The 24,601-nt window shown below is 65.7% G+C and carries 22 protein-coding genes and 1 riboswitch; of the genes, 17 read left to right on the forward strand and 5 right to left on the reverse strand.

All coding sequences use genetic code 11. From position 1 onward, the window contains the following. Positions 1-990 (reverse strand): glycosyltransferase family protein, encoded by a 990-nt coding sequence (locus MLE18_RS08755; protein ID WP_243438414.1) that lies wholly within the window; start codon positions 988-990, stop codon positions 1-3. A gap of 64 nt (positions 991-1,054) precedes the next feature. Between MLE18_RS08755 and MLE18_RS08760 the strand changes: the two genes are divergently transcribed. The 3 genes from MLE18_RS08760 to MLE18_RS08770 all read left to right on the forward strand — a co-directional run bounded on the left by MLE18_RS08760 (position 1,055) and on the right by MLE18_RS08770 (position 4,092). Continuing rightward, positions 1,055-2,398, forward strand: coding sequence for an ATP-dependent 6-phosphofructokinase (locus MLE18_RS08760; protein ID WP_243438415.1), 1,344 nt, complete (start codon positions 1,055-1,057; stop codon positions 2,396-2,398). Between the two features lie 44 nt (positions 2,399-2,442). Next, positions 2,443-2,605, forward strand: a riboswitch (cobalamin riboswitch). Between the two features lie 100 nt (positions 2,606-2,705). Continuing rightward, on the forward strand, positions 2,706-3,782 hold the full coding sequence (cobT, locus tag MLE18_RS08765) for a nicotinate-nucleotide--dimethylbenzimidazole phosphoribosyltransferase (protein ID WP_243438416.1): 1,077 nt from the start codon (positions 2,706-2,708) through the stop codon (positions 3,780-3,782). Between the two features lie 115 nt (positions 3,783-3,897). Then, entirely contained in the window at positions 3,898-4,092 is a 195-nt protein-coding gene (locus MLE18_RS08770) for a hypothetical protein (protein ID WP_243438417.1), read from the forward strand. A gap of 36 nt (positions 4,093-4,128) precedes the next feature. Here the strand turns inward: MLE18_RS08770 and MLE18_RS08775 are convergent, their stop codons facing one another. Genes MLE18_RS08775 through MLE18_RS08790 form a run of 4 tightly spaced genes read right to left on the reverse strand, consistent with a single transcriptional unit; the run spans position 4,129 to position 7,444 of the window. After that, a complete protein-coding gene (locus MLE18_RS08775) occupies positions 4,129-5,595 on the reverse strand; it encodes a hypothetical protein (RefSeq protein WP_243438418.1) in 1,467 nt (488 codons plus the stop codon). A 32-nt stretch (positions 5,596-5,627) separates the two neighbouring features. Further along, a complete protein-coding gene (gene hemC, locus MLE18_RS08780) occupies positions 5,628-6,566 on the reverse strand; it encodes a hydroxymethylbilane synthase (RefSeq protein WP_272881567.1) in 939 nt (312 codons plus the stop codon). Then, complete coding sequence (locus MLE18_RS08785; protein WP_243438420.1) at positions 6,563-6,805, reverse strand: FmdB family zinc ribbon protein; 243 nt, start codon at positions 6,803-6,805, stop codon at positions 6,563-6,565. The genes hemC and MLE18_RS08785 overlap by 4 nt, the downstream gene beginning before the upstream one ends. Positions 6,806-6,826: 21 nt before the next feature. Further along, on the reverse strand, positions 6,827-7,444 hold the full coding sequence (locus tag MLE18_RS08790) for a D-sedoheptulose 7-phosphate isomerase (RefSeq protein ID WP_243438421.1): 618 nt from the start codon (positions 7,442-7,444) through the stop codon (positions 6,827-6,829). Between the two features lie 322 nt (positions 7,445-7,766). Here MLE18_RS08790 and MLE18_RS08795 point away from each other — a divergent pair, with 322 nt between their 5' ends. The 14 genes from MLE18_RS08795 (at position 7,767) to MLE18_RS08860 (ending at position 24,561) form a co-directional block, all read left to right on the forward strand. After that, a complete protein-coding gene (locus tag MLE18_RS08795; protein WP_243438422.1) occupies positions 7,767-8,930 on the forward strand; it encodes an ABC transporter substrate-binding protein in 1,164 nt (387 codons plus the stop codon). 94 nt (positions 8,931-9,024) lie between these two features. Further along, the gene (locus MLE18_RS08800; RefSeq protein WP_243438423.1) at positions 9,025-10,149 is read left to right on the forward strand and encodes a branched-chain amino acid ABC transporter permease; all 1,125 of its coding nucleotides are present in this window, start codon (positions 9,025-9,027) and stop codon (positions 10,147-10,149) included. A gap of 2 nt (positions 10,150-10,151) precedes the next feature. Further along, positions 10,152-11,168 carry a branched-chain amino acid ABC transporter permease gene (locus MLE18_RS08805; protein ID WP_243438424.1) on the forward strand — a complete coding sequence of 339 codons (1,017 nt, stop codon included), beginning with the start codon at positions 10,152-10,154 and terminating at the stop codon, positions 11,166-11,168. Between the two features lie 2 nt (positions 11,169-11,170). Then, positions 11,171-11,938, forward strand: a complete 768-nt coding sequence (locus tag MLE18_RS08810; RefSeq protein ID WP_243438425.1) for an ABC transporter ATP-binding protein — start codon at positions 11,171-11,173, stop codon at positions 11,936-11,938. Next, a complete protein-coding gene (locus MLE18_RS08815; protein ID WP_243438459.1) occupies positions 11,935-12,660 on the forward strand; it encodes an ABC transporter ATP-binding protein in 726 nt (241 codons plus the stop codon). Before MLE18_RS08810 ends, MLE18_RS08815 begins: the two co-directional genes overlap by 4 nt. A gap of 3 nt (positions 12,661-12,663) precedes the next feature. Further along, positions 12,664-13,212 carry a homoserine kinase gene (thrB, locus tag MLE18_RS08820; protein ID WP_243438426.1) on the forward strand — a complete coding sequence of 183 codons (549 nt, stop codon included), beginning with the start codon at positions 12,664-12,666 and terminating at the stop codon, positions 13,210-13,212. A 179-nt stretch (positions 13,213-13,391) separates the two neighbouring features. Continuing rightward, positions 13,392-13,973 carry a hypothetical protein gene (locus tag MLE18_RS08825; RefSeq protein WP_243438427.1) on the forward strand — a complete coding sequence of 194 codons (582 nt, stop codon included), beginning with the start codon at positions 13,392-13,394 and terminating at the stop codon, positions 13,971-13,973. A 56-nt stretch (positions 13,974-14,029) separates the two neighbouring features. Beyond that, positions 14,030-15,076, forward strand: a complete 1,047-nt coding sequence (locus MLE18_RS08830; protein ID WP_243438428.1) for a D-alanyl-D-alanine carboxypeptidase family protein — start codon at positions 14,030-14,032, stop codon at positions 15,074-15,076. Between the two features lie 409 nt (positions 15,077-15,485). Next, positions 15,486-16,565 carry an AAA family ATPase gene (locus MLE18_RS08835; protein WP_243438429.1) on the forward strand — a complete coding sequence of 360 codons (1,080 nt, stop codon included), beginning with the start codon at positions 15,486-15,488 and terminating at the stop codon, positions 16,563-16,565. A gap of 615 nt (positions 16,566-17,180) precedes the next feature. Then, positions 17,181-18,284: an alanine dehydrogenase gene (gene ald, locus MLE18_RS08840; RefSeq protein ID WP_243438430.1), complete on the forward strand. Its 1,104-nt coding sequence runs from the start codon at positions 17,181-17,183 to the stop codon at positions 18,282-18,284. Positions 18,285-18,441: 157 nt separating this feature from the next. Continuing rightward, positions 18,442-19,164 (forward strand): flagellar brake protein, encoded by a 723-nt coding sequence (locus MLE18_RS08845; protein WP_243438431.1) that lies wholly within the window; start codon positions 18,442-18,444, stop codon positions 19,162-19,164. 58 nt (positions 19,165-19,222) lie between these two features. After that, positions 19,223-20,413, forward strand: a complete 1,191-nt coding sequence (locus MLE18_RS08850; RefSeq protein WP_243438432.1) for a GGDEF domain-containing protein — start codon at positions 19,223-19,225, stop codon at positions 20,411-20,413. A gap of 381 nt (positions 20,414-20,794) precedes the next feature. After that, complete coding sequence (gene fdnG, locus MLE18_RS08855; RefSeq protein ID WP_243438433.1) at positions 20,795-23,821, forward strand: formate dehydrogenase-N subunit alpha; 3,027 nt, start codon at positions 20,795-20,797, stop codon at positions 23,819-23,821. A gap of 14 nt (positions 23,822-23,835) precedes the next feature. Further along, positions 23,836-24,561 (forward strand): 4Fe-4S dicluster domain-containing protein, encoded by a 726-nt coding sequence (locus MLE18_RS08860; RefSeq protein ID WP_243438434.1) that lies wholly within the window; start codon positions 23,836-23,838, stop codon positions 24,559-24,561. The last annotated feature ends 40 nt before the right edge of the window (positions 24,562-24,601 follow it).

Below are 24,601 nucleotides of genomic sequence, written 5' to 3' on the forward strand. Positions count from 1 at the left end.
TTACCGCAGCCCGGCCCAGAAATCGAGTACCGCCTGACGCTGCGGCCCAAGCCCGTAGGCGCGGGCCGTGCGGGCGCAGTTCCCGAGCACCGAGGCCAGCTTCGGACCGCCGGCGCGCCAGAGATTCAGGGCTTTCTCCAGGCCCAGGGCCGCGCCCATCACGTCGTTGTCGTAGGCGAAGAAGCCGTTGCCGCCCCAGGGCATCTCGTCCACGGGGCACGGGGGCGGGCAGCCGCCCTCCCCGGCCTGGCGCATGTAGTCCCAGCCGCCCAGGCCGGCGAAGCCCACGGGGATTGCCCCGCAGGCCATTGCCTCCAGCGGAGGAAGCGGGCAGCCCTCGGGGAAACCCGAAGCCAGGAAGACGTGGCTGCGGCCCAGGGCGGCGGCCACCCCGGCCTGATCCATGCCGCCGATCTCCAGCCACTCCAGGTCCGTGTGGCCGCGCGCCTGGACCACCGCGCGGACCTGCTCGGCCAGGGCCTTGTTCTTGCGGGGCATCCAGGCCACGGTGAGCTTGCCGGGCTTGGCTTCCGGGGCGCGGAACAGCTCCAGGTCGATGCCGGGACGCAGGATGGGGGCATCCACGCCGAGCGCCTCGCGCATGAACCAGGCCACCGGGCGCGACACGGCCAGCAGACCCACGGGCAGGCTGCGCCAGTCCACCCCCGGGGGCAGGCCCGTGAACAGGTAGGCCCAGTTCTGCACGTAGGCCAGGCAGCGCGCCTTGGCCTGGAGGCCGGGCGCTAGGCCGTTGACCCAGCCCTCGGGCACCACCCACACGTCGCCCGGGCCAACGCCGCTGCCGGCCGCATCCACCTCCGGCAGTTCGGGCGCGTCGGGCCGCCAGACCGCCTTTTCGCGCAGGGCGAGGCGCACATCGTGCCCGGCTTCGTGCAGGAAGGACGCCATGCGGTAGATCACCGCCACGCCTCCTGCCGGTTTGCGGACGGGGGGGATGAAGAAGAAGGTGGTGGAGCGTTTGGCTTGCATCTTGTTGTTACCCCGGGGTATTGACTGACCGAACCAGAACCAAACCACGACGACGAGGCCCACCATGCACGAATGCGACCGTTTCGGCCAGCCGTGGCCCAGCCTCTCCGCCGACGACACCCGTATCCCCACCCTCGGCACCGCGAAGATTCCCAATCCGCGCAAGAGCTCCCTTTTCGTCAGCGACGATCACGGGGTTCTGCTGGATGTCGCCTACCGGCCGGGGGTCGCGAACCCCACCTCCCCTGTGTTCCAGCAGGGCGGGCCGCGCGCCAACATCTACTTCGACCCGCCCAAGACCAAGTGCGCGGTGGTGACGTGCGGGGGCATCTGCCCCGGCGCCAACGACGTGATCCGCTCCATCGTGATGGAGGCCCACCACGGCTACGACATCTCCGCCATCCTGGGCGTGCGCTACGGCCTGTCGGGGTTCACCCCCAAATCCAGCCCCGACGTCATGGAGCTGACCCCGGCCAACGTGGCCGATATCCACGAGTTCGGAGGCACGGTGCTCGGCTCCTCGCGCGGGCCGCAGAACCCCGAGGACGTGGTGGACGCCCTGGAGCGGCTCAACGTGGGCGTGCTCTTCATGCTGGGCGGCGTGGGCACCATGCGCGCGGCCCAGGCCGTGAACGCGGTCACCACAAAGCGCGGGCTGAAGATCGCCGTGGTCTGCGTGCCCAAGACCATCGACAACGACATCCACTTCGTCCACTGCACCTTCGGCTTCGACACCGCCGTGGAGAAGGCCGTGGAGGCCATCCGCTGCGCCCATGTGGAGGCCCTGGGCTCGCCCTACGGCGTGGGCATGGTCAAGCTCATGGGGCGAGAGTCCGGCTTCATCGCGGCGGCCGCCGCCCTGGCCATCAAGGAGGTCAACTTCGTGCTGGTGCCCGAGCAGACCTTCACGCTGGAGGGCCCCGCCGGGTTCCTGCCCACGCTGGAGGCCAGGCTCAAGCGCCGGGGCCACGCCGTGGTGGTGGTGGCCGAGGGGGCGGGCCAGCACCTGCTGCCCGAGTCCGGTCTTACGGACGCCTCGGGCAACCGCATCCTGGGCGACATCTGCGGCCTGCTCCTCAAGGAGATGAAGCGCTACTTCAAGGACCGCCTGCCCATGACCGTAAAATACATCGACCCCAGCTACATCATCCGCTCCGTGCCCGCGGGCGCCTCGGACCGGGCCCACTGCAACATGCTGGGGGCCATGGCCGTGCATGCGGGCATGGCGGGCAAGACCGGGCTCATGGTCACGGAGATCCACGACATCCCGGCCCACGTGCCCCTGCCCCTGGTCACGGTGGAGCGCAAGCGCATGGACCTCACATCCAACTTCTGGCAGCAGGTGCTCGACTCCACGGGGCAGAACCGCGTGGTGAACACCCCCGGGGCCTGCGGCTGCCCCATCTGAGGCGGCGGCCGCGCTTGACAGCGCTGGCCCGGGCGTATAGCCCTTGCCCTGCCATCTCCGGCCGTTACGGAACACGGTGCGAATCCGTGGCGGTCCCGCCGCAGTAAGCGGAGACGATGCTCGCAATCCACTGTCCCCCCGGGGATGGGAAGGGCGGGCGGAGGACGACCCGCAAGCCTGAAGACGGACGGCCGGACTTGTTTCGCGGATTGGACCTATGGCAACGGCGATCCCTTGACCCCTTCCCGGGGCCAAGGGATTTTTTGTTTTCCCGAACCCGGCGCGTGCCGGTCCCAAAGGATAGACCATGACTTCCCGCAGCGACTTCGACGCCCTGCTCGCCCGCATCGCCCCCGTGGACGCCTCCCTGGCCGCCAAGGCCCAGGCCCACCTGGACAACCTGACCAAGCCCCAGGGCAGCCTCGGGCGCCTGGAGGAGATGGCCCGCCGCCTGTACATGATCCAGGGCGGCCAGGCCCCCAAGGCCGACCCGGCCATGATCTTCACCTGCGCGGGCGACCACGGCGTGGCCGCCGAGGGCGTGAGCCTCTTCCCGCAGGAGGTCACCCGCCAGATGGTGCTCAACTTCGTGGGCGGCGGAGCGGGCATCAACGTGCTGGCCCGCCAGGCCGGGGCGGAGCTGCGCGTGGTGGACGCCGGGTGCGCGGGCGGCGAGTTCCCCAAGCACCCCATGCTGGTGCAGGCCAAGGTCATGCAGGGCACCGCCAACATGGCCCAAGGCCCGGCCATGACCACGGAGCAATGCCTCCAGGCGCTCATGCTGGGCGCCTCCCTGGCGGACACGGCCGCCTCCGACGGCTTCCGGGTGCTGGGCACAGGGGACATGGGCATCGCCAACACCACCCCTTCCACCGCGCTCTATTGCGCCTACCTGGGCATGGCCCCGGTGGCGGTCACGGGCCCCGGCACCGGCCTGAGCGCGGACGGCGTGGCCCGCAAGGCCCAGGTGATCGAGAGGAGCATGCAGGTCAACGCCAAGGCCCTGGCCTCGGGCGACCCCGTGGAGATCCTGGCCGCGCTGGGCGGCTGCGAGATCGCCTGCCTGGCGGGCCTGATCCTGGGCGCGGCCGCCAACCGCATGGCCGTGCTGGTGGACGGCTTCATCTCCTCCGCGGCCTTCGTGGCGGCCTGGAAGATCAGCCCCGCCGTGCTGGACTACTGCTTCTTCAGCCACGCCTCGGCCGAGCCGGGACACCAGAAGATCATGCGCCTCGTGGGAGCATCCCCCCTGCTGGACCTGGGCCTGCGCCTGGGCGAAGGCACCGGGGCGGCCCTGGCCCTGACCGTGCTGCGGGCCGGGGCGGCAATCTACAACGAAATGGCCACGTTCGCCCAGGCCGGGGTGAGCACCTCAGACGCCTGAGCGGGAGCCCAATCATAAGGGTGACAAACCCGGGCGAAGGTCCTATATGAAAAGGGACGGCTCCCCACGGGGGACCGTCCCTTCATTCTTTCGCAATTCGCCCCGGAGCCCGGACATGAACGACGGTCTGGTCCACTTCGCAACCTACGACGGCCTGGTGCACTCGCCGGACGCCGTCACGGCGCATCCGGCGGGCGAATTCTTCGCCGCCCCGGCCGGGCACGTGCTCGTGCCCACCCCGCCCGCCGACCAGGTGATCCACGTCCTGCAGGAGAACATCGTGGGCCACGTGATCAACGAGATCGTCTAGCCTCTCAACCCACCCAGCCTCTCAGCCCCTCCAGGCTCAGCGCCCGATGCGCTCCAGCCCCACGTTCACGAAGCTCCAGATGGACATGCCCCACATGCAGGCCCCCACGACCCAGACCAGCGGCTGGAAGCGGCGGTAGGGAATGGCGAAACAGGCCAGCAGGCTGCCCAACATGCCCAGGATGGGGAAGAAGTAGCGCCCCTGGGCCTGGAAGTCCGCCGTCCAGGAGTGCCAGAAGGACTGGGCCACGGTCAGCGCGGCGAAGAGCAGGAACATCCCGGCCAGGGCCCATCGGTAGAGCCGCCCCGTAGCGGGGCCCGCGAGGGCGTCCGGCGTGGGGATGACCGTCAGCCCGGATTCCCGGGAAGCCCTGCCCGGCTCGGGAACGGCGGGCCTGGCCAAGAGCACGGGCAGCAGCGCGGCGGCCAGCAGGGCGTAGAGCATCCAGGTGATGTAGCGGTAGAACAACAGCGGGGCGTAGATCTTCATGTAGCCGTACACCCCGAAGCTGGTGCGCTGCGTCCAGATGTGCCAGTTCCACTTGGTGAACATTTCCTGGAAGGTCAGCCCCTGGGCGCGCATGTTCATGCCCCAGAAGCCCTTGCCCTCGGCCTGCTTGGAGGGCTTGAAGTCCTCGGCTGCGAGCTGCTCGGCGGCCTTGTACACGGCGTCCGGAGCCTGGTGCCCCACCACCCAGGCGTCCACGCCCAGGCGCAGGCCGAGAACCCCCGCCAGCAGCGCCAGCACCAGCGCGGCCTGGCGCAACCCCAGTGCGGGCCGCCGGGCCACCGAGACGGCCACTGCCCAGAAGCACAGGAAAAAGGCCAGGAACACGTAATAGTTCTGCTTGGAGACGGTCAGCAGCCCGAGCACCAGACCCAGCTTGACCAGCGTTCCCATACGCACGCCCGAGCCGGGACTGCCGCCCGTGACGTTCATCATGGTGGCGTGGGAGGCCACCACGTCTTCGAAGGTGCCTGAGGACAAGCCGGAGAGGGCGTCGGTCTGCTCCAGCAGGCGGCAGGCCAGGAACACCGCCAGGAAGCTCAGGGCCAGCGGCAGTGCGTCCCCGTTGAAATAACTGAAGATGTACCAGATCTGGGGCGAGATGAAGAGCGGCAGGAAGCTGACGCGGTACGGCGGGGAGAGCCGCCAGAACAGCAGCATCAGCCAGCCCAGCAGGCAGACGTTGAACAGGCGCAGGGCCAGGTAGTCCTTCCCGGCCAACGGCTTCACCACGCTGGCGAACTTGCCCGCGAAGAAATACACGGCGTCCAGCTGGTTGAGATACGAGACGCCGTAATTGCTGTAGGCCCCCCTGGCGCGCTCGTCGCCCACCTTCGGGGGGTCCCAGTATTCCATGTAGTAGCGGCCCGCGCCCACGTGGTCCTTCTCGTCCGGGTGGGCGTTGAAGGCGCTGACGAAGCTCATGGCGCAGACCACGGCCATGGTCGCGCACATGGCCGCCAGCCAGAGCAGGCGTGTCAGGGGATTGGGTCGCATGTGCCAGCGGGTTCCGTCCGCCCCGGGGCGGCTCAGTTTCCTGCCGGAGCCCCGGCCTCGTACATGCGCGCCAGGATGGCGTCCGCTCCTCCCGCCAGAACTTCTTCGGCCACGGCCCGGCCCAGGGCCTCGGCCTCGCCGCGCCCGGCGGAACGCTCCGCGCGGATGAGCGTCGCGCCCTCGGGGTCCGCCACCAGCCCAGTCAGGACCAGTTTGTCCCCTTCCATCCTGGCGGTACCCGCGATGGGCACCTGGCAGCCGCCCTGGAGCCGCTCCAGGAAGGCGCGCTCGGCCAGCACGGCGTCGCGGGTGTCGGGGTGGTCCAGGAAGGCGGTCAGGGCGGCCACGCGCTCGTCGTCGGCGCGGCGCTCCAGGCCCAGGGCCCCCTGGGCCACGGCGGGCAGGAACTCGGGCGGGCCCAGGCGCACCATGTGCGGCGCGGAGATGCCCAGGCGGTTGAGCCCGGCGGCCGCCACCACGATGGCGTCGTACTGGCCTTCGAGCAGCTTGTTCACGCGCGTATCCAGGTTGCCGCGCAGCATGCGGATGTCCAGGTCGGGGCGCAGGGCCAGCAGTTGGGCTTGCCTGCGCAGGCTGGAGGTGCCGACGCTGGCGCCCTGGGGCAGGGCGTCGAGGCTGGCGTAGCGCACCGAGAGCAGCATGTCCGCGTGGTCCTCGCGCCGGGGGATGGCGTCCAGCACCAGGCCCTCGTGGCGCTCCACGGGCACGTCCTTCATGGAGTGCACGGCCAGGTCGGCCCGCCCGTCGGCCAGGGCCTCCTCGATCTCCTTCACGAACAGGCCCTTGCCGCCCACCTTGGCCAGGGGGACGTCCAGAATCTTGTCGCCCTGGGTCTTGAGGATGAGCAGCTCCACCGTGAGGCCGGGATGCCGGGTCTCCAGCAGGGACTTGATGTGGTTGGCCTGCCAGAGGGCCAGCTTGCTGCCGCGCGTGGCGATGGTGATGGTCATTTGCACGTCGAGCAGCTCCCGCCGGAACATCCCGCGCAGCCCCCGCCCGAAGGCACGGAGGAAGGCACCGTGTTGCCCTGGTAGCCGCCGGGGTTGTGCCCGGCGGTGTGGCGGCAGGCGCTCATGAGCTTGCCGGTCTTTGCGGAGCCGCACTTGGGGCACGGGGGCTTCTTGTCGCCGAAGATGAGCTCCTCGAAGTCGCAGCCGCAGTCCTCGCAGCGATATTCATAGATGGGCATGTGTTCTCCTTGGCGGCGCGCTCAGGCCTTCTGGTCCAGCCAGGGCTTGAGCTCCGCCACAGCTTCGAAAAGATAGTGGTCCGCCAGCTTGCAGAGCATGTGCCCCGCGGCGATGTGCACTTCCTGGATCAGCGCCGTGACCGTGTGCGGCACCAGCAGGGCGTGGTCGCTCAGGCCCACGATGGAGCCGTTGCGCCCGGCCATGCCCACGGTGGTCAGGCCCTTTTCGCGCGCGGCGCGCATGGCCGCCAGCACGTTGGGGCTGTTGCCCGAGGTGGATATGCCCACCAGCACGTCGCCGGCGCGGCCCAGGGCCTGCACCTGCTTGGCGAAGACCAGGTCGAACCCGTAGTCGTTGCCGATGGCCGTGAGGATGGACGTGTCCGTGGTCAGGGCCAGGGCGGGCAGTGGCGGCCTCTCCAGCTGGAAGCGGTTCACGAACTCCGCGGCCAAGTGCTGGCAGTCGGAGGCGGAGCCGCCGTTGCCGCAGAAGAGTATCTTGCCGCCGCGCGCCAGGCACAGGGCCAGGGTGCGCCCCACGTCCACGACGGCTTGGGCGTTGTCGCGGAAGAAGCGCTCCCGCAGCTCGGCCCCCTCGCGGGCGTGTTCCAGAACCAGTTCCAGAGCGTCTGCAGTCACGGTGGCACCTCCTGGCCGTTCGGTTCATCGGGTGATGACGTGGTAACCAAAAGGCGCGCGGAAGACAACGTCGAACCAGCTTACAGCCAGTTGCTTTGACAGGCAATCCAGGCTATTGGATTTTGTCTTATCTTCCTGGCCGGTCGCCGGCCGTTACCGCATTTTTGAAAGTCCTCCGTTCGAAAATCAGGGTTTTTTTGCATTTTTGTACTTTTTTTCCTTGTGCGATTCGGATATTGAGATTCGGCCAACCGGGCGGCGTATGCCCGGGGTGTTGTCCTCCCGCCGAGGACGTCCGCAAACCTCAACTACGGAGCGGTCAATGAAAAAACTCCTCGTTGCCTTGCTGGTCGCGGCATTCGCCTTCCCGGCTGCCGCCTTTGGCGCCGACACCATCAAAATCGGCTTCAACATCCCCCTCACCGGCGACATCCCCAAAGTCGGCGAGATGAGCAAGGGCGCTGCCGAAATGCTCAAGGAGAAGGTCAACGGCGCTGGCGGACTTGACGTTGGCGGCAAGAAGTACATGCTCGACTTCGTCTACGTGGACAACGAGGCTAAGGCCGAGTCTGCCGTGAACGCCGCCCTGAAGCTGATCGAGGGCGAGAAGGTCCTGGCCATGGTCGGCCCCCAGGGTTCCGGCCGCGCCATCCCCGCCGCCGAAGTGGCCAACAACAACAAGACCGTGATGATCTCGGGCTGGTCCACCAACCCCAAGACCACCATGGACCGCCCCTACGTTTTCCGCGCCTGCTTCCTCGACGACTTCCAGGGCCCCGTGGCCGCCAAGTTCGCCACCGAGCAGCTGAAGGCCAAGAAGGCCGCCGTGCTCTTCGACGTGGCCTCCGACTACCCCAAGGGCCTCTCCGAGTTCTTCAAGAAGGACTTCGAGAAGCTGAACGGCCCCGGCTCCGTGGTTGCATATGAAACCTTCACCACCAAGGACGTGGACTTCTCGGCCCAGCTGACCAAGATCATCAAGGCCAACCCCGACGTCCTGTTCACCCCCCAGTACTACAACGAAGTGCCCCTGATCGTTAAGCAGGCCCGCGAGCTGGGCTACAAGGGCCCCATCCTGGGTTCCGACTCCTGGGGCTCCGCCGAGCTGATGGCCCTGTGCGGCGACGACTGCAAAGGCCAGTACTTCGTCACCCACTACGCCGCCGCCGGCGCCAAGGGCGCCACCAAGGAATTCATCGACGCCTTCAACGCCAAGTTCAAGCAGATCCCCGACGACGTGGGCGCCCTGACCTGGGACGCCACCGGCATGGTTCTGGCCTCCATCCAGAAGATGGGCGCCATCTCCGGCGACCTGGCCAAGGACCGCGAGGCCCTGCGCAACGCCATGGCCACCATGCGCGACTACGCCGGCATCACCGGCAAGATGAGCTTCGACGGCAAGACCGGCGACCCCATCAAGTGCGCCGTGATCGTCAAGATCAGCGACAAGGGTGAGTTCACCTTCCACGAGTCCGTCTGTCCGTAACCGTCCGGCACGGGCGCGGGGGAACCAACCTCCGCGCCCGTTTTTGTTGTTCATTGCATCCTCGGCCCATAATCCGTCAGCCTCGGGACAGGTCATGTTCGACACCGTCATCCAACAGGCGTTCAACGCCTTGCAGCTCGGGAGCTACTACTCCCTCATCGCCCTGGGCTACTGCCTGGTCTACGGCGTACTGCTGCTCATCAACTTCGCCCACGGCGACATTTTCATGGTGGGGGCCTACATCGCCTTCTTCGCCGCCACCTACATCATGGGGCAGCATGCGCTGATCCCGCCCAACTCGCCCATCATGGTGAAGCTGGTGTTCGCCGGTTTCTTCGCCCTCATCATCACAGCGGCCGTCTCCTTCGCCATCAAGAAGAAGCCGGTGGCCGCCGGGCAGAAGAACTACAGCTACCCCGCCATTCTTGGCGGCATCTTCATCACCATCACCGCCGCCATCTACTACTGGGGCCAGGGCATGAAGCTCGAAAGCGGGGCCGACAAGATCCTCGTCTTCGCTGTCACCATGCCCCTGACCATGATCCTCACCTCGGTGGTGGGCGTGTTCATCGAGCGTGTGGCCTACAAGCCCCTTCGGCTCAAGGGCGCCAACCGGCTCTATGTGGTCATTACCGCCCTTATGATGGGCATCATCCTGGAGTACGGCAACCTCTCGCTGCTGGGCACGAGCCGCCTCTCCTTCCCCACGCTTCTGCCGCGCATCGTGTTCGACGTGGCCGGGGCCAAGGTTTCCATCACGAAGCTCTCGGCCATCGCCGCGAGCTTCCTGATGTTTGCGCTCCTGCAGTGGATCGTGACCCGCACCAAGCTGGGCATGGCCATGCGGGCCGTCTCCTACGACAAGTTCGCGGTGCCGCTCATGGGCATCCCCCTGGACGCGGTGATCGTGTTCACCTTCTTCCTGGGCTCCTCCATGGCCGGCCTGGCGGGCATGCTCTACGCCATGAACTTCCCGGTGCTCGACCCGTTCATGGGCGCGCTGGTGGGTTGGAAGGCCTTCGTGGCGGCGGTGGTGGGCGGCATCGGCGACATCCGGGGCGCATTCGTCGGCGGCTTCCTGCTGGCCTTCCTGGAGGTCATCGTTGCGGCGGTGTTCAGCTCGGAGCTGCGCGACCTGATCAGCTTCACCATCCTGCTGGGCATCCTGACCTGGAAACCGACCGGCCTCTTCGGCAAACCCAAAACCACGAAGATATAGCCATGGGAAACCGCATCACCGTACCCGCGGCGCTTTGCGCCCTGCTCTTTCTCATGGTGGCCATGCCCCACGTCGGCCTGCTCGGCCAGTACGGGATCACATTCCTGTGTTCCATGGGCATCTTCATCATCCTCTCGGCCAGCCTGAACCTGGTCAACGGCTACATGGGCGAGTTCTCCTGCGGCCACGCGGGGTTCATGGCCGTGGGGGCCTACACTTCATCCGTCGTGGGGGTTTTCCTCTTCGTGCCCGACCAGGTATTCGGCCAGCCCTGGCTGCCCATGGCGCTCACGCCCTTCGCCTTCCCGGTCATCCTGGCCGCGGGGTTCATCGCGGCGGCCCTTGCCGGGCTGGTGGTGGCCATTCCCTCCTTCAAGACGCGCGGCGACTACCTGGCCGTCATCACCCTGGCCGCCAGCTACATCATCAAGAGCGCCATCGAGAACGTGGAGGCCGTGGGCGGCCCCAGAGGCTTCGCGGGCATGGGCAAGATCGTCCAGGGCATGGACGCAGTCGTCTCCATCCCCTGGATGATGGTCTGGATCTTCCTGGGCGTCACCTTCACCATCTGGATCCTGCGCCGCTTCGTGTACTCCACCTACGGCAAGGGCGTCATGGCCATCCACCAGGACGAGGTGGCCGCCGAGATCATGAGCGTGAACACCAACAAGATGAAGCTCATCGCCTTCATGCTCTCCTCCGGGCTGGCGGGGCTGGCGGGCGGGCTCTACGCCTACCTGATCAGCTTCGTGAACCCGGGCTCCTTCACCATCCTGCGCTCCACGGAGTGCCTGGTGATGGTCTACCTGGGCGGCATGGGCTCGCTCACCGGCTCGGTGCTCTCGGCCATCGTGTTCGCCATCCTGCTGGAGTTCCTCAAGCCGCTGGAGCAGCTCAAGTGGGTCGCGATCCCGCTTTTGCTGATCCTGCTCATGCAGTTCCGACCCGAGGGCATCATGGGCAACCGCGAGCTCTCCGACGTGTTCCCCAAACTCAAGCGCTTCTATAGGTTCAAATAGCCATGGCCCTGCTCGAAATCAAAGATCTCACCCAGCGTTTCGGCGGGCTCATCGCGGTCAACGACCTCTCGGTGACCATGGAAGGCCGCGAGCTCAACGCCCTCATCGGCCCCAACGGGGCGGGCAAAACCACCGTTTTCAACCTGGTCAGCGGGTTCTACCAGCCCACCACGGGCTCCATCACCATCAATGGGGTGGACACCCGGGGCATGAAGCCCCACCAGGTGACCTCCCTGGGCGTGGCCCGCACCTTCCAGAACATCCGGCTCTGGAACGACATGACCGTGCTCGACAACATCCGCGTCAGCCAGCACTACCGCCTGGGCTACTCCCTGGCGGACGCCCTGCTGCGCACCCGGCGCTACGCCGACCGCGAGGCCGCCATAGAGCGCACGGCCATGGAGCTTCTGGAGTTCATGGGCATGAAGGAGCTGGCCAACGAGTTCCCGCCCAACCTCTCCTACGGCATCCAGCGCAAGGTCGAGATAGCCCGCGCGCTCTCCACCAAGCCCAAGCTGCTCCTGCTGGACGAGCCTGCCGCGGGCCTGCCCTCCACGGACGTGGTGGAGCTCATCAAGCTCATCGAATGGATCCACAAGGAGTTCGACCTGGCCATCTGGATGATCGAGCATCAGATGACGGTGGTCATGAGCCTGTGCCAGTGGATCAAGGTCATCGACTTCGGCGCCACCATCGCCGAGGGCAACCCCGAGGACATCCGCAACAATCCCACGGTCATCAAGGCGTACCTGGGAGACGAGGCCATCTGATGCTTTCCGTCACGAATCTGAAGGTCAAATACGGCAACATCGAGGCCCTGCACGGCGTCTCCTTCACCGTGAACAAGGGCGAGATCGTCACCCTCATCGGGGCCAACGGCGCGGGCAAGACCACCACGCTGCTCTCCATCGCCCGCCTGGGGCCGCCCGAAGGCCCCAAGGTGATCCATGGCGACATCACCTTCGACGGCGCGAGCCTGCTCAACATGCCCGCGCACCTGGTGGTGGCCAACCTGCACATGGTCCTGGTGCCCGAAGGCCGCCACATCTTCGGGAACCTCTCGGTCATGGACAACCTGACCCTTGCCACCTACGCCCGCAAGGACAAGGAGAACCTCCCGCGCGACCTGGACTTCGTGTTCGAGCTGTTCCCCCGCTTGGGCGAGCGCCGCAAGCAGCGCGCCGAGTCGCTCTCCGGCGGCGAGCAGCAGATGCTGGCCGTGAGCCGCGCGCTCATGAGCGGCGCGGAGTTCATCCTGCTGGACGAGCCCAGCATGGGCCTGGCACCGCTCCTGATGTACGACATGTTCCGTTCGCTGAAGCGGCTCAACCAGCAGGGCATGACTATCCTCCTGGTGGAGCAGAACGCCCGCCTGGCCCTGGACTTCGCCCACAGGGGCTACGTGCTGGACACCGGGCGCATCGTGGCCGAAGGCCCTTGCGACGAGCTGCGCGACAACCCCGAGGTGAAAAAAGCCTACCTGGGCGGGTGAGCCATGGCGGAATTCGCCCCCATCGGGCGCGTTACCGACGAGCAGTGCGTGAGCCTGATCGGCATCGCCGGGGCCGGCAAGTCCACCCTGGGCGAGGCCCTGGCCGCACGCCTTGACTGGGCCCACCTGGACACCGACCGGCTCATCGAGTCCACCTGGGGCCAGCCCCTGCAGACCATTCTGGACGAGCGCGGCCTCCCCGGCTTCATGGCCGTCGAGGAGGCCGTGGTCTCCACGCTGGGGGTCAAGCGCACGGTGGTCTCCACGGGCGGCAGCGTGGTCTACAGCAAGGCCGCCATGGCCCGGCTCAGGTCGCTTGGCCCCGTGATCCACCTGCGCATCGAGCTGGACACCTTCCTCGACCGCGTGCGCGACGCCTCGGGCCGGGCCTTCGTACGCCCGGCCGGCCTCTCCCTGGCGGACGTCTACACCGAGCGCGAGCCGCTGTATCTGGCGGCCTGCGATTTCCACGTCTGCACCGACGCCCTGGACGTGAACGCCTGCGTGGAGCAGTGCGTCGAGAAGCTGGCCGCCCTGCTGACCCGCGATTGAGCGCGGCGCTGGGCCGAGCGGGCCGAGCGGGGTCGGGCCGAACCGTCCGCAATTGTCCTACGCGGCCTTACCGGCCGCCGCGGATCGCAAATCCCCTTCCATTCCGGGCGTCATGCCTGTATCTTCCGCCCGCAAACATCCCATTCGGCGAAACAACCCGTCGCAAGGTTTTGAAACTTATGAAATTCACAAGCAAGCGCGTGCTGCTCAAGCGCCTCGCCGCGCTCTACGACAACATGGCAAAGGCCTACGCAGCCTCCTCCCCGGAGGGCTTCACCTGCGAGGGCTGCACGCAGAACTGCTGCGTGAGCCACTTCCAGCACCACACCTACATCGAGTGGCGCTACCTCTGGGACGGCCTTGAAGCCCTGCCGGAGGAAAAACGCGCCCTCTACATCGAGCGCGCCCGGGAGAACGTTCTCCAGGCCAGCCAGGCGCTGGCCGCCGGGGAGGTCCCGCGCGTGATGTGCCCCGTGAACGACGAAGGCCGCTGCGGCATCTACCAGCACCGCCTGATGATCTGCAGGCTCTACGGCGTGCCCAACATGTTCCTCTCCCGCTCCGGGATCAGGCAGTTTCCCGGCTGCCCGGTGTGCATGGAGGCCATCGGCGACAAGGCCCACGAGCGCATGGACCGCACCCCGCTTTACCGCGAACTGGCCGCGCTGGAGATGGAGTACCTGGGCAGCCGGCGCAACCAGGTCCCCAAGGTGGACATGACCCTGGCCGAAATGATCGTGTCCGGGCCGCCGAAGCCTTAGAGCATTCCGGCCTTTCCGTAATTGACCAAACCGGGCCTGAACCATACTCTCGAGCCATGCATCAGCGCACAGACTTCATTGCATTTACGGCCAGACTCTTGTGCCTGGCCCTGGCCCTCTTGCTCCTCGCCGCCTGGCACCCTTCAGAGGGCTTCGCGGCCTCGAAATCAAAGCACAAACAGGCCGAAGCCGCCCATGAGACCAAGAGTGCGTCGCGCACGAAGGCCAAATCCGGCGGCAAGCAGGGCAAGCGCTCCAAGTCTTCACGGAAAGCGTCCGCGGCCCCCGTCCCGCAGGGCTTCCACCTGAACGTCAAGGCCGCCTACCTCATGAACATGAGCAATGGGAAGGTCTACTACACCCAGAACCCAGACGAGCGCATCCCGCCCGCCTCCATCACCAAGGTCCTCACGCTCTACCTGATCCGCGAGGCCCTGGCCCAGGGGCGCATCAAGGAGAGCACCCCCATACCGGTCTCCGCCCTGGCCATCCGCACGGGCGGATCCACCATGTCGCTCTACAAAGGGGAGAAGGTGCCCCTCTCCGAGATCATCCGGGGCATCAGCGTGGTCTCGGCCAACAACGCCTGCGTTGCCGTGGCCGAATACATGGGCAAGGGCGACTCCCGGAAGTTCGTGGCCCAGATGAACGCCACGGCCAGAAACCTGGGCATGGGCCGCAGCGTGTTCAAGAACCCCAACGGCCTTCCGGCCACGGGCCAGTTCTCCACGGCGCGAGACATCGCCTCGCTCTCGGCAGCCTACCTGCGCCGCTTCCCGGAATCCTTGAGCATACACTCCATGACCGCCCACACCTACCACGGCCAGACGCACCACAACGCCAACGCCCTGCTCAGCAGCTACGATGGGGCGGACGGCCTGAAGACGGGCTTCGTCTGCGCCTCCGGCTACAACATCACCGCCACGGCCAAGCGCGGCAACACGCGCCTGATCGCCGTTGTGCTCGGCGCGCGCAACCCCATCGCCCGCCAGGTGGAGACCACCCGCCTGCTGGACTACGGCTTCGAAAAGGCCGCCACCGACACCGCAACCGCGCCCACTCCGGCACCCAAGAAGCAGAAGGGCAAGCACAGGAACTCCTAGGGTCTGCGCCCGCCAGGGCCTCATCCCGGCTATCCCGCCGTTCAACGCGCCCCCCAGGGGGCGCTTTTATTTGCGCCCGGCTGATGGACCTTGCGGCCTGACATCGCCCGGGAGCGCCTGGTCCGGCCCGGCGCACGCCGCACCCTCCCCGCACGTTCCCGCCGTCTTTTGGGGCCGCCTACTCGCGCCAGGGCGCGAATCCCTCCTGTATTTCAGAACTCCAGCGACGACAGCAGCGAACATTACTTTTTCAATACAATTCTCCATCTTGATTGACATCATGGCTTCACGTGCTAAATAGGACTTGATTATTTGGACGTTTCACCAGCCACACGCGCATTTTTCTCGCGCATATTCAATTCAGCACACCTCACTACAATAAAGCTGACTACGAATCAGGAGATTCTCCATGGATAATTTTGACAACAGTTCTGTCACTGTAGACGATTACAGCAGCATAATCTTCACGGCGAGCGGCTTGAAACTCGATGACGAGATGGCCGCAGAGTTGTGGCAGAAAGTGATGGACCACAAGTGGATACTCTCGGAAAAGCTCGGCAGGGATGTCGGCTTCCGGGCCGCCTGCGTGGATCTGCTCGACTCCTTCGAGTTGGATAAGCTGTCCGCATCGGACAACCAGGCGGACCTGCTCGAGGGGCTGGGCGCGCAGTTCATCGGCAAGGAGGCATGGGAGACCATATCCGACACCCAGCCCCCCAAGCAGCTCATCCGCAAGAGGATCGTCCTGCCGCTGCGGGAGCTTGAGCTCTCCCACAAGCACGGCGTCATCCCGCCGAAGACCCTCATCTTCTTCGGCCCTCCCGGCACGGGCAAGACGCATTTCGTGAAGGCCATGGCCGGGACCCTCGCCTGGTGGTACATCGAGATATCCCCCAGCCAGCTCATGGCCGACGGGATGGATAAAATCGGCATGAACCTCCGCAGGCTCATGGAGAAGGTCAGGAAGCTGGACGAGGCCGTGATCTTCATCGACGAATTCGAGGAGATCGCCGCCAGCCGTGACGACGCCAGCCGGGTCGACCGCTCCATCACCAACGAGCTCCTCAAGCAGGTGCCCCTGCTCAAGCAGCAGGGCAAGAGGATCCTGCTGGTGTGCGCCACCAACTACATCAGGCAGCTGGACCAGGCGCTGCTGCGCCCGGGCCGCTTCGACTGCATCATCCCCGTGGGGACCCTGGACGACGAGGGCAGGAGAACCATCCTGCAGCATTACAACAGCCGCATCCACGCCAAGGAAATCAACATGGACCTGATCGTCGGCATGACCCAGAATTTCACTCCGGCCGACATCGAGCTGCTCTACCAGATCATCGCCCAGCGGGCCTTCGAGCAGGAGTACGAGTCCCGCAAGGACAACGCGGTCACCACCGAGCTCATCGTGAGCGAAATCACCAGGTTCCGGCCGTCGCTCACCCACGAGGCCATCGAAGAGTTCAAGCAGGATGTGATCAAGTACTCGCGGGTCTGATCCGCCCCGACCGCCGGAGGGATCGAATCCCCGTCCCGGTTCCCGCCGGTTGACGCTCAGGCCAGACTTCCCTCGCGGGCCAGCCCGGCCAAAGTGCGCGCCCCCATTTCGGGGGCGCTTCTTTTTCCGGATTCCAGGTGATGGCGCTTCGAGACGCCTGTCCCTCGTGACGCTCTTCCGCCCATACTCAGGCCCGCGTTGGCGCGGACATTCCTGCACGGCTCCGCGCCAGGCTGCGTGAGGAAATCACGGCGCTTCGTTCGCGTCACTAAAGCCTCTTCCCTGTTGCCTGTCCCTCCCTCAGGCAGCCGGCTCGGAGCTCGGCCCGGCGAAGCTGCGCCCCGTTCCGCTCTGCGGAACGCTAACCATTCACGAATACGGTGGAAATTTTTTCGCGACATCTCCGCGCGCAACTCTTCGCAATGGCGAATAATCCTGTGAGCGGAACGGAAAAACCGTTTAACGGTGTGTTTTGTTCGTTGACATTACCATCTCCTCCGGTCATCAATCACCTCGTTCGGTTCGACAAACATGTCATTTTCCCCGGCCGGGGCATCCCCGCCGAAGCGTGTCGGGCAACTTTCAGGCAGGAACCCACAACAAGGACTCACTCCCATGATCATCGGCATCCCCAAGGAAATCAAACCGCAGGAAAACCGCGTGGCCATGACGCCTGGCGGAGTTGCCTCCCTGGTGCGCGCCGGGCACACCGTGCTGGTCGAGGAAGGCGCCGGCATCGGCAGCGGCCTGACCAACGAGGAATACGTCAAGGCCGGGGCCAGCCTGGTCTCCGCCGAGAAGGCCTGGGGCGCCCAGATGGTCGTCAAGGTCAAGGAGCCCATCCCCAGCGAGTACGGCTTCCTGCGCTCCGACCTGCTGCTGTTCACCTACCTGCACCTGGCCGCCGCCGAGGGCCTGACCCGCGCCCTGCTCGACTCCAAGTGCACCGGCATCGCCTACGAAACCGTGCAACTGCCCGACGGCAGCCTGCCCCTGCTGACCCCCATGTCCGAGGTGGCGGGCCGCATGGCCCCCCAGGTCGGCGCCCACTGCCTTGAGAAGTACCAGGGCGGCCGCGGCATCCTGCTGGGCGGCGTGCCCGGCGTGGCCCCCGGCAACGTCGTGGTGCTGGGCGGCGGCGTGGTCGGCACCAACGCCGCCAAGATCGCCCTGGGCTTCGGCGCCAAGGTGACCATGATGGACGTGTCCCACAAGCGCCTGCAGTACCTGGACGACGTGTTCGGCGGCCGCCTGACCACCATCACCTCCACCGAGCCCAACATCTGGGAAGCCGTGGCCCAGGCCGACCTGGTGGTGGGCGCGGTGCTCATCGTGGGCGCCAAGGCCCCGCACCTGGTCACCCGCGAGATGCTCAAGGTGATGAAGGAAGGCTCCGTGATCGTGGACGTCTCCGTTGACCAGGGCGGCTGCGTGGAGACCATCAAGGCCACCACCCACTCCGACCCCACCTACGTCGTCGACGGCGTGGTGCACTACGGCGTGGCCAACATGCCCGGCGCCGTGCCCCGCACCTCCACCTTCGCCCTGACCAACCAGACCCTGCCCTACGCCATGAAGCTGGCCAACAAGGGCCTGGACGCCCTGCGCGAAGATTCCAGCCTGCTGCCCGGCCTGAACACCCACAAGGGCCTGCTGACCTACAAGGCCGTGGGCGAAGCCTTCGACATCGCCTCCGTGCCCCCTTCGGAAGCCCTGTAGGCCTTCCGGCGACACCGACGACCAAAGCCCGGGGCCCAAGCCCCGGGCTTTTTTGCTGCCGAACCGGATTTGCCATTGGATGGGCGAGAGCCAGCCTCTGAGCCGTCTCTATTCTTTTCTCGGACCTCAACTGAAAACACTTGCGCCCGCCGGAGGTTTGGCTACCTTGCGCGCCATGGCCGACACCGACAACACAGCATCGCAGCCCAGGCGCAGCAAGCGCGAGCTGGGCATGTTCCTGGCCTTCAAGCCGGGACAGTCCGTTATGGTGCAGATCCCCACGGATCCCCAGCGCTATTGGGGCCGTATCATCGGAACGGACCCCTACGACTGTTTCATCCTCAAGCTGCCCATGGTGCCCGGCATCCTGCGCATGGCCACCGCCGGGGCCGTGCTCACCCTGCGCATGGAGTCGGAGGGGGAGCTCTACGGCTTCAGCTGCGAGGTCATCTCGGCCATCTTCAAGCCCTCCCCTTTGCTGGTGCTCTCCTACCCCACCTCCACGGAACGGCTTCAGCTGCGCAGCCACAAACGCGTGCGCTGCCTGATCCCGGGCGTCCTGGCCAACGACTACTTCAATTCCCAAGCCTTCATGGTGGATGTGAGCCGCGGAGGCTGCAGGCTGCTGCTGGACATGTTCCAGAAACAGAGGATCGTGAACCTCATGTCAGGCGACAAGGCTGACCTGAACGTTTCGCTGGATTCGCTCACCCCCCTTCGCCTGAGCACCGAGGTGGTCAACATCCAGGACCAGGGCCAGGGCCGCTTCGTGAGCGCCCGCTTCAACGACGAGGACGCGGACACCCAGAGCGCCCTGGCCGAGTTCATGACCCGCCTGGAGGCAATCGAGACCCTGTTGGACGGCAACAGCAAGAACTGAAGCCCCAGAACCGCCGCCATTGAGACGGAGGCACTCGGCACCCTTATTGGATCACGCAATGATATCGCACCTGGCAATTGGATCGTACGTCTTTTGTCTGCTGCTCGTCATTTTCCAGTATGGCAAGCCTCCCGCGCAGACCATTCCGTATCTGGTCACGGCGAAGTTCCTGCAGGGCACCGGATCGCTGCTGCTTGGCGAATTGGGCCCCGGCCCCGATTACGTCACCGTGATGGCAGCCAACAGCCTCCTGCTCGTGGGCTGCGCCTACGAGGCCTGGGCCGTGCTGCACATCGTCGGCTACGAGGCTCCCCGCCGCTTGCGCCTGCCCGTCATGGCGGGCATTTTCGCCGCCTGCGCCGCCACCTGGTTCCTGACGCCGCCAGTCAGGACCGCCTCCGTGTTCCTGCTGCACGCCGTCCTGTACGCCATTCCAGCGGCCGCCCTGCTTCGTCCTGGGCGAGCCGGCTCCGGGCTGCGCCGCACACTGGGCGCGGGATTCGCCCTGCTGGCGGCCCTTTTCCTCCGGCTGACGGCGCTTGCCGCCATGCCTGACGAACAAGGCAATCCCACTTTTCAAACCTTCATGGGCATGTTTGTGGAACCCGCGGTCTACTGCATGATGCTGGCCAGCGGGTTCAGCCTGGTGCTGCTCTCTCGCGAGAGGGGCGACCGCGAGCTCATGCTCGCCCAGCTGCGCCTTCAGGAATCCAACCTCAAACTCGCGGCCTTGAACAAGACCGACTGGCTCACAGGCATCGCCAACAGGGGCTACTTCGAGGAGACCCTGGTCAAGGAATATGCGCGCCATATCCGCTCCGGGGCGCCTCTCTCCCTGCTCATCCTGGACATCGACCACTTCAAGGAATTCAACGACCGATACGGCCATCCCAAGGGGGACGAGTGTCTGCGCCGCATCGGCGAGGTCCTCACGGCCTGCGCCTCCCGCGCGGGGGACCTCGCCGCGCGCTACGGCGGGGAGGAGTTCGCCTGCATCCTGCCGGCCACAGGAGCGCAGGGAGCCCGCGCCATCGCCGAGGAGATCCTGCAGGCCATCAGGGACCTGGCCATCCCCCACGGCATGTCCCTCAGCGCCGACCGCGTCACCGCCAGCATCGGGCTGGCCACCGCCGTCTGCACGAAGGACGGCTCCCCGCGCGAACTCGTGGCCCTGGCCGACAGCCAGCTCTACAAGGCCAAGTCAAGCGGCAGGGACCACGTTGAGTCAGCCGAGGCCGGCACGGCCTGATCCGTCCTGCCGGAGGCGTCCCTCCGGCCCCGTCCCCCCCTTCGTGACCGTTTGGTGTCAGATCGTAAGCAAGCCCGTGGAAGGTTGTTCTTTCTTCCATCTATGCCTAGCACCCCGGACTATGAGGAAACCAGATTCAGACAGGCACACCGCTGCCAAGTCCACCCGTGCGCTTCCGGCCTTCTGCGGCCTGGGCCTCGGCGTGGATGCGGCGCTGTTCCGTGCCGCCCGCATCGCTCTCGCGCCCTCCCGGGCGCGGCGGGCAACGGACAAGCCGCCTGCGGTCTGTGATCCCGTGCGTCCCTGGGGAATCGAGCTTCAGCTGACCCTCAACCGTCAGACCCGTGCAGGCTGATGCAACCTCTTGGCAGGAGGGAGAGTATGTCTCTTGAAAGGCGAGAATTTCTCAAACTGAGCGCCGCCACCGTGGCCTTCACCGCCTTCGGCGGTCTGGGCCTGGACCTGACCACGGTCCAGGCGGCGGCCGATCTGTCCAAGCTCAAGGGCAGCAAGCAGACCACCTCGGTGTGCTGCTACTGCTCCGTGGGCTGCGGCCTGATCGTTGCCACCGGTTTGGAAGGCAAAGGCCGCTCCGTGAACGTGGAAGGCGATCCGGACCATCCCATCAACGAAGGTTCCCTGTGTCCCAAGGGCGCCTCCATCTGGCAGCTCACCGAGAACGACAAGCGCATCACCAAGGTGCTCTACCGCGCCCCCAACTCGGACAAGTGGCAGGTGAAGAGCTACGACTGGGCTCTGAGCGAGATCGCCAAGCGCGTGAAGAAGGTGCGCGATGCGTCCTTCATCGCCAAGGATGCCAAAGGGCAGACCGTCAACCGCCTGGAAGCCATCGCCTCCGTAGGCTCGGCCGCCATGGACAACGAGGAGTGCTGGATCTACCAGCAGATGCTCCGTGCCTTGGGCCTTACATACATCGAACATCAGGCCCGTATCTGACACAGCGCAACTGTAGCGGCTCTGGCAGAGTCGTTCGGACGCGGTGCGATGACCAACCACTGGATCGACCTCAAGAACAGTGATTGTATTTTTGTAATCGGCTCCAATCCTGCCGAAAACCACCCCATTTCCTTCAAGTGGATCATGCGGGCCAAGGACGCGGGCGGCAAGCTCATCTGCGTCGACCCCCGCTTCACCAAGACGGCCAGCAAGGCGGACTTCTACGCCCCGATCCGTTCCGGGTCGGACATCGCCTTCTTCGGCGGCCTCATCAGCTACATCCTGGCCAACGACCTCATGTTCAAGGACTATGTGGTCAACTACACCAACGCCTCCTTCATCGTAGGCGACGCCTACGACTTCAAGGACGGCATGTTCTCGGGCTACAACGCCGAGAAGAAGGCCTACGACAAGTCCAAGTGGGCCTTCGCCAAGGACGAGGCGGGGATCGTCAAGAAGGACCCCTCGCTGCAGAACCCCCGCTGCGTCTTCCAGCTGATGAAGAAGCACTACGAGCGCTACACGCTCAAGACCGTCTCCGACATCACCGGCTGCCCCCTGGACAAGCTGGAGCAGTGCTACAAGCTCTACGGCGAGACCGGCAAGCCCGAGAAGACCGGCACCATGCTCTACGCCATGGGCCAGACCCAGCACACCGTGGGCGTGCAGAACATCCGGGCCATGTCCATGGTCCAGCTGCTGCTTGGCAACATCGGCGTGGCGGGCGGCGGCATCAACGCCCTGCGCGGCGAAGCCAACGTCCAGGGCTCCACGGACCAGGGCCTGCTCTTCCACATCCTGCCCGGCTACGTGCCCACGCCCGCGGCCTCCATGCAGGAGCTCAAGACCTACAACGAGAAGAACACCCCCGTCAGCAAGGACCCCAAGTCCATCAACTGGTGGGGCAACAGGCCCAAGTACCTGGCCAGCTACCTCAAGGCGATCTACCCCAAGCAGAAGCCTGAGGATGCCTACAAGTGGCTGCCCAAGCTCGAGGACGGCAAGGACTACTCCTGGCTGACCCTGTTCGACGAGATGTACAAAGGCGCCTTCAAGGGCTTCTTCGCCTGGGGCCAGAACCCCGCCGCCTCCACCGCCAACTGCGGCAAGGTGCGAGAGGCCATGACCAAGCTGGACTGGATGGTCACGGTGAACATGTTCGACACCGAGACCGCCTCCTTCTGGAAGGGCCCGGGCATGAACCCCAAGAAGATCAAGACCGAGGTCTTCTTCCTGCCCTGCTGCGTCTCCATCGAGAAGGAAGGCTCCATCTCCAACTCCGGCCGCTGGATGCAGTGGCGCTACCCCGGCCCCGCTCCGCTGGGCGGCACCAAGCCCGACGGCGACCTGATCTACGAACTCTTCGAGAAGATCAGGGGCCTCTACGCCAAGGACAAGAAGGCCGTCTTCCCCGATCCCATCACCAACCTGAACTGGGACGTCGCCACCAATCACGTCTTCGACCCCCACAAGGTGGCCAAGCTGATCAACGGCTACTTCCTGTCCGAGAAGACCATCGGCGACAAGACCTACAAGGCCGGCGACCCGGTGCCCAGCTTCGCCCTGCTCCAGGACGACGGCTCCACCTGCTCCGGCAACTGGATCTACGCCGGTTCCTACACCGACAAGAACATGGCCGCCCGCCGCGACAAGACCCAGACCCCCATGCAGGAGAAGATCGGCCTGTATCCGGGATGGACCTGGTGCTGGCCGGTGAACCGCCGCATCATCTACAACCGCGCCTCCGTGGACCCGCAGGGCAAGCCCTACCAGCCCACCAAGCCCGTCATCGAATGGAAGGACGGCAAGTGGGTGGGCGACGTGCCCGACGGCCCCTGGCCGCCGATGGCCGACGAGAAGGGCAAGTACGCCTTCATCATGACCACCGAAGGCCATGCCCAGCTCTACGGCCCCGGCCGCAACGACGGCCCCTTCCCCGAGCACTACGAGCCCATGGAGTGCCCCATCGCGGAGCATCCGTTCTCAAAAGTGCGCACCAACCCCACCGCCCTGACCTTCAAGGGCGACAAGGACGTCCACGCTTCCTGCGACCCGCGCTTCCCGTTCATCTGCTCCACCTACCGGGTCACGGAGCACTGGCAGACGGGCGTCATGACCCGTTGGACCCCCTGGCTGCTGGAAGCCGAACCCCAGATGTTCGTGGAGATGAGCCCCGAGTTGGCCACCCTGCGCGGCATCAAGGGCGGCGACAAGTGCACCGTGGAATCGGCGCGCGGCAGCCTCTGGGCCATCGCCATCGTCACGGAGCGCATGCGCCCCATGCAGGTCATGGGTCAAACCGTACATATGGTCGGCATCCCCTGGCACTTCGGTTGGGTCTACCCCAAGGACGGCGGCGACTCCGCCAACCTGCTCACCCCCTCGGTGGGCGACCCGAACACCGGCATACCCGAGACCAAGGCTTTCATGGTCAACGTGAAAAAGGCTTAGGGAGGTAATCGACCATGTCAGGCAAGACCTTCTTCGTCGATCTCTCCCGCTGCACCGCCTGCCGCGGATGCCAGATCGCCTGCAAACAGTGGAAACAGCTCCCCGCGGAGCAGACCAAGAACACGGGTTCCCACCAGAACCCGCCCGACATGTCCTTCGTGACGCTCAAAGTGGTGCGCATGAAGGAAGTGGGCTCGCGCGACGACTTCAAGTGGCTCTTCCTGCCGGACCAGTGCCGGCACTGCGTCGAGCCGCCCTGCAAGGACGCCGCCGACTCCGTCATCAAGGACGCCATCACCCACGACAAGGAAACCGGGGCCGTGATCTTCACCGAGAAGACCAAGGGCCTGCCCTTCGACGTGGTGCGCGGCGCCTGCCCCTACGACATCCCCCGGCAGGACCCTGCCAGCAAGGTGATGTCCAAGTGCGACATGTGCAACGACCGCGTGAAGGCCGGGATGCTGCCCGCCTGCGTCAAGACCTGTCCCACCGGAGCCATGAACTTCGGTGAGCGCGACGAGATGCTAGCCATGGGCAAGAAGCGCTTCGAGGCCCTGAAGCAGACCAACCCCAAGGCCGTCCTTGTGGATTGGGAGCAGGTCCGCGTTGTGTTCCTGACCGAACACGAACCCCGGCTCTACCACGCCACGCTCATGGCCGACGCGGACGGCGCCGGACCCGTCACCCGCTTCGCGGCCCTGGACGCCGTGCTGGGCCTGCGCAACCAGGCTCAGGGCTGATGCCCGGAAGCCGATGACGGCATGACCGCCGGGGACACCC

This window comes from Fundidesulfovibrio soli (assembly GCF_022808695.1).
GTDB classification, from domain to species: domain Bacteria; phylum Desulfobacterota; class Desulfovibrionia; order Desulfovibrionales; family Desulfovibrionaceae; genus Fundidesulfovibrio; species Fundidesulfovibrio soli.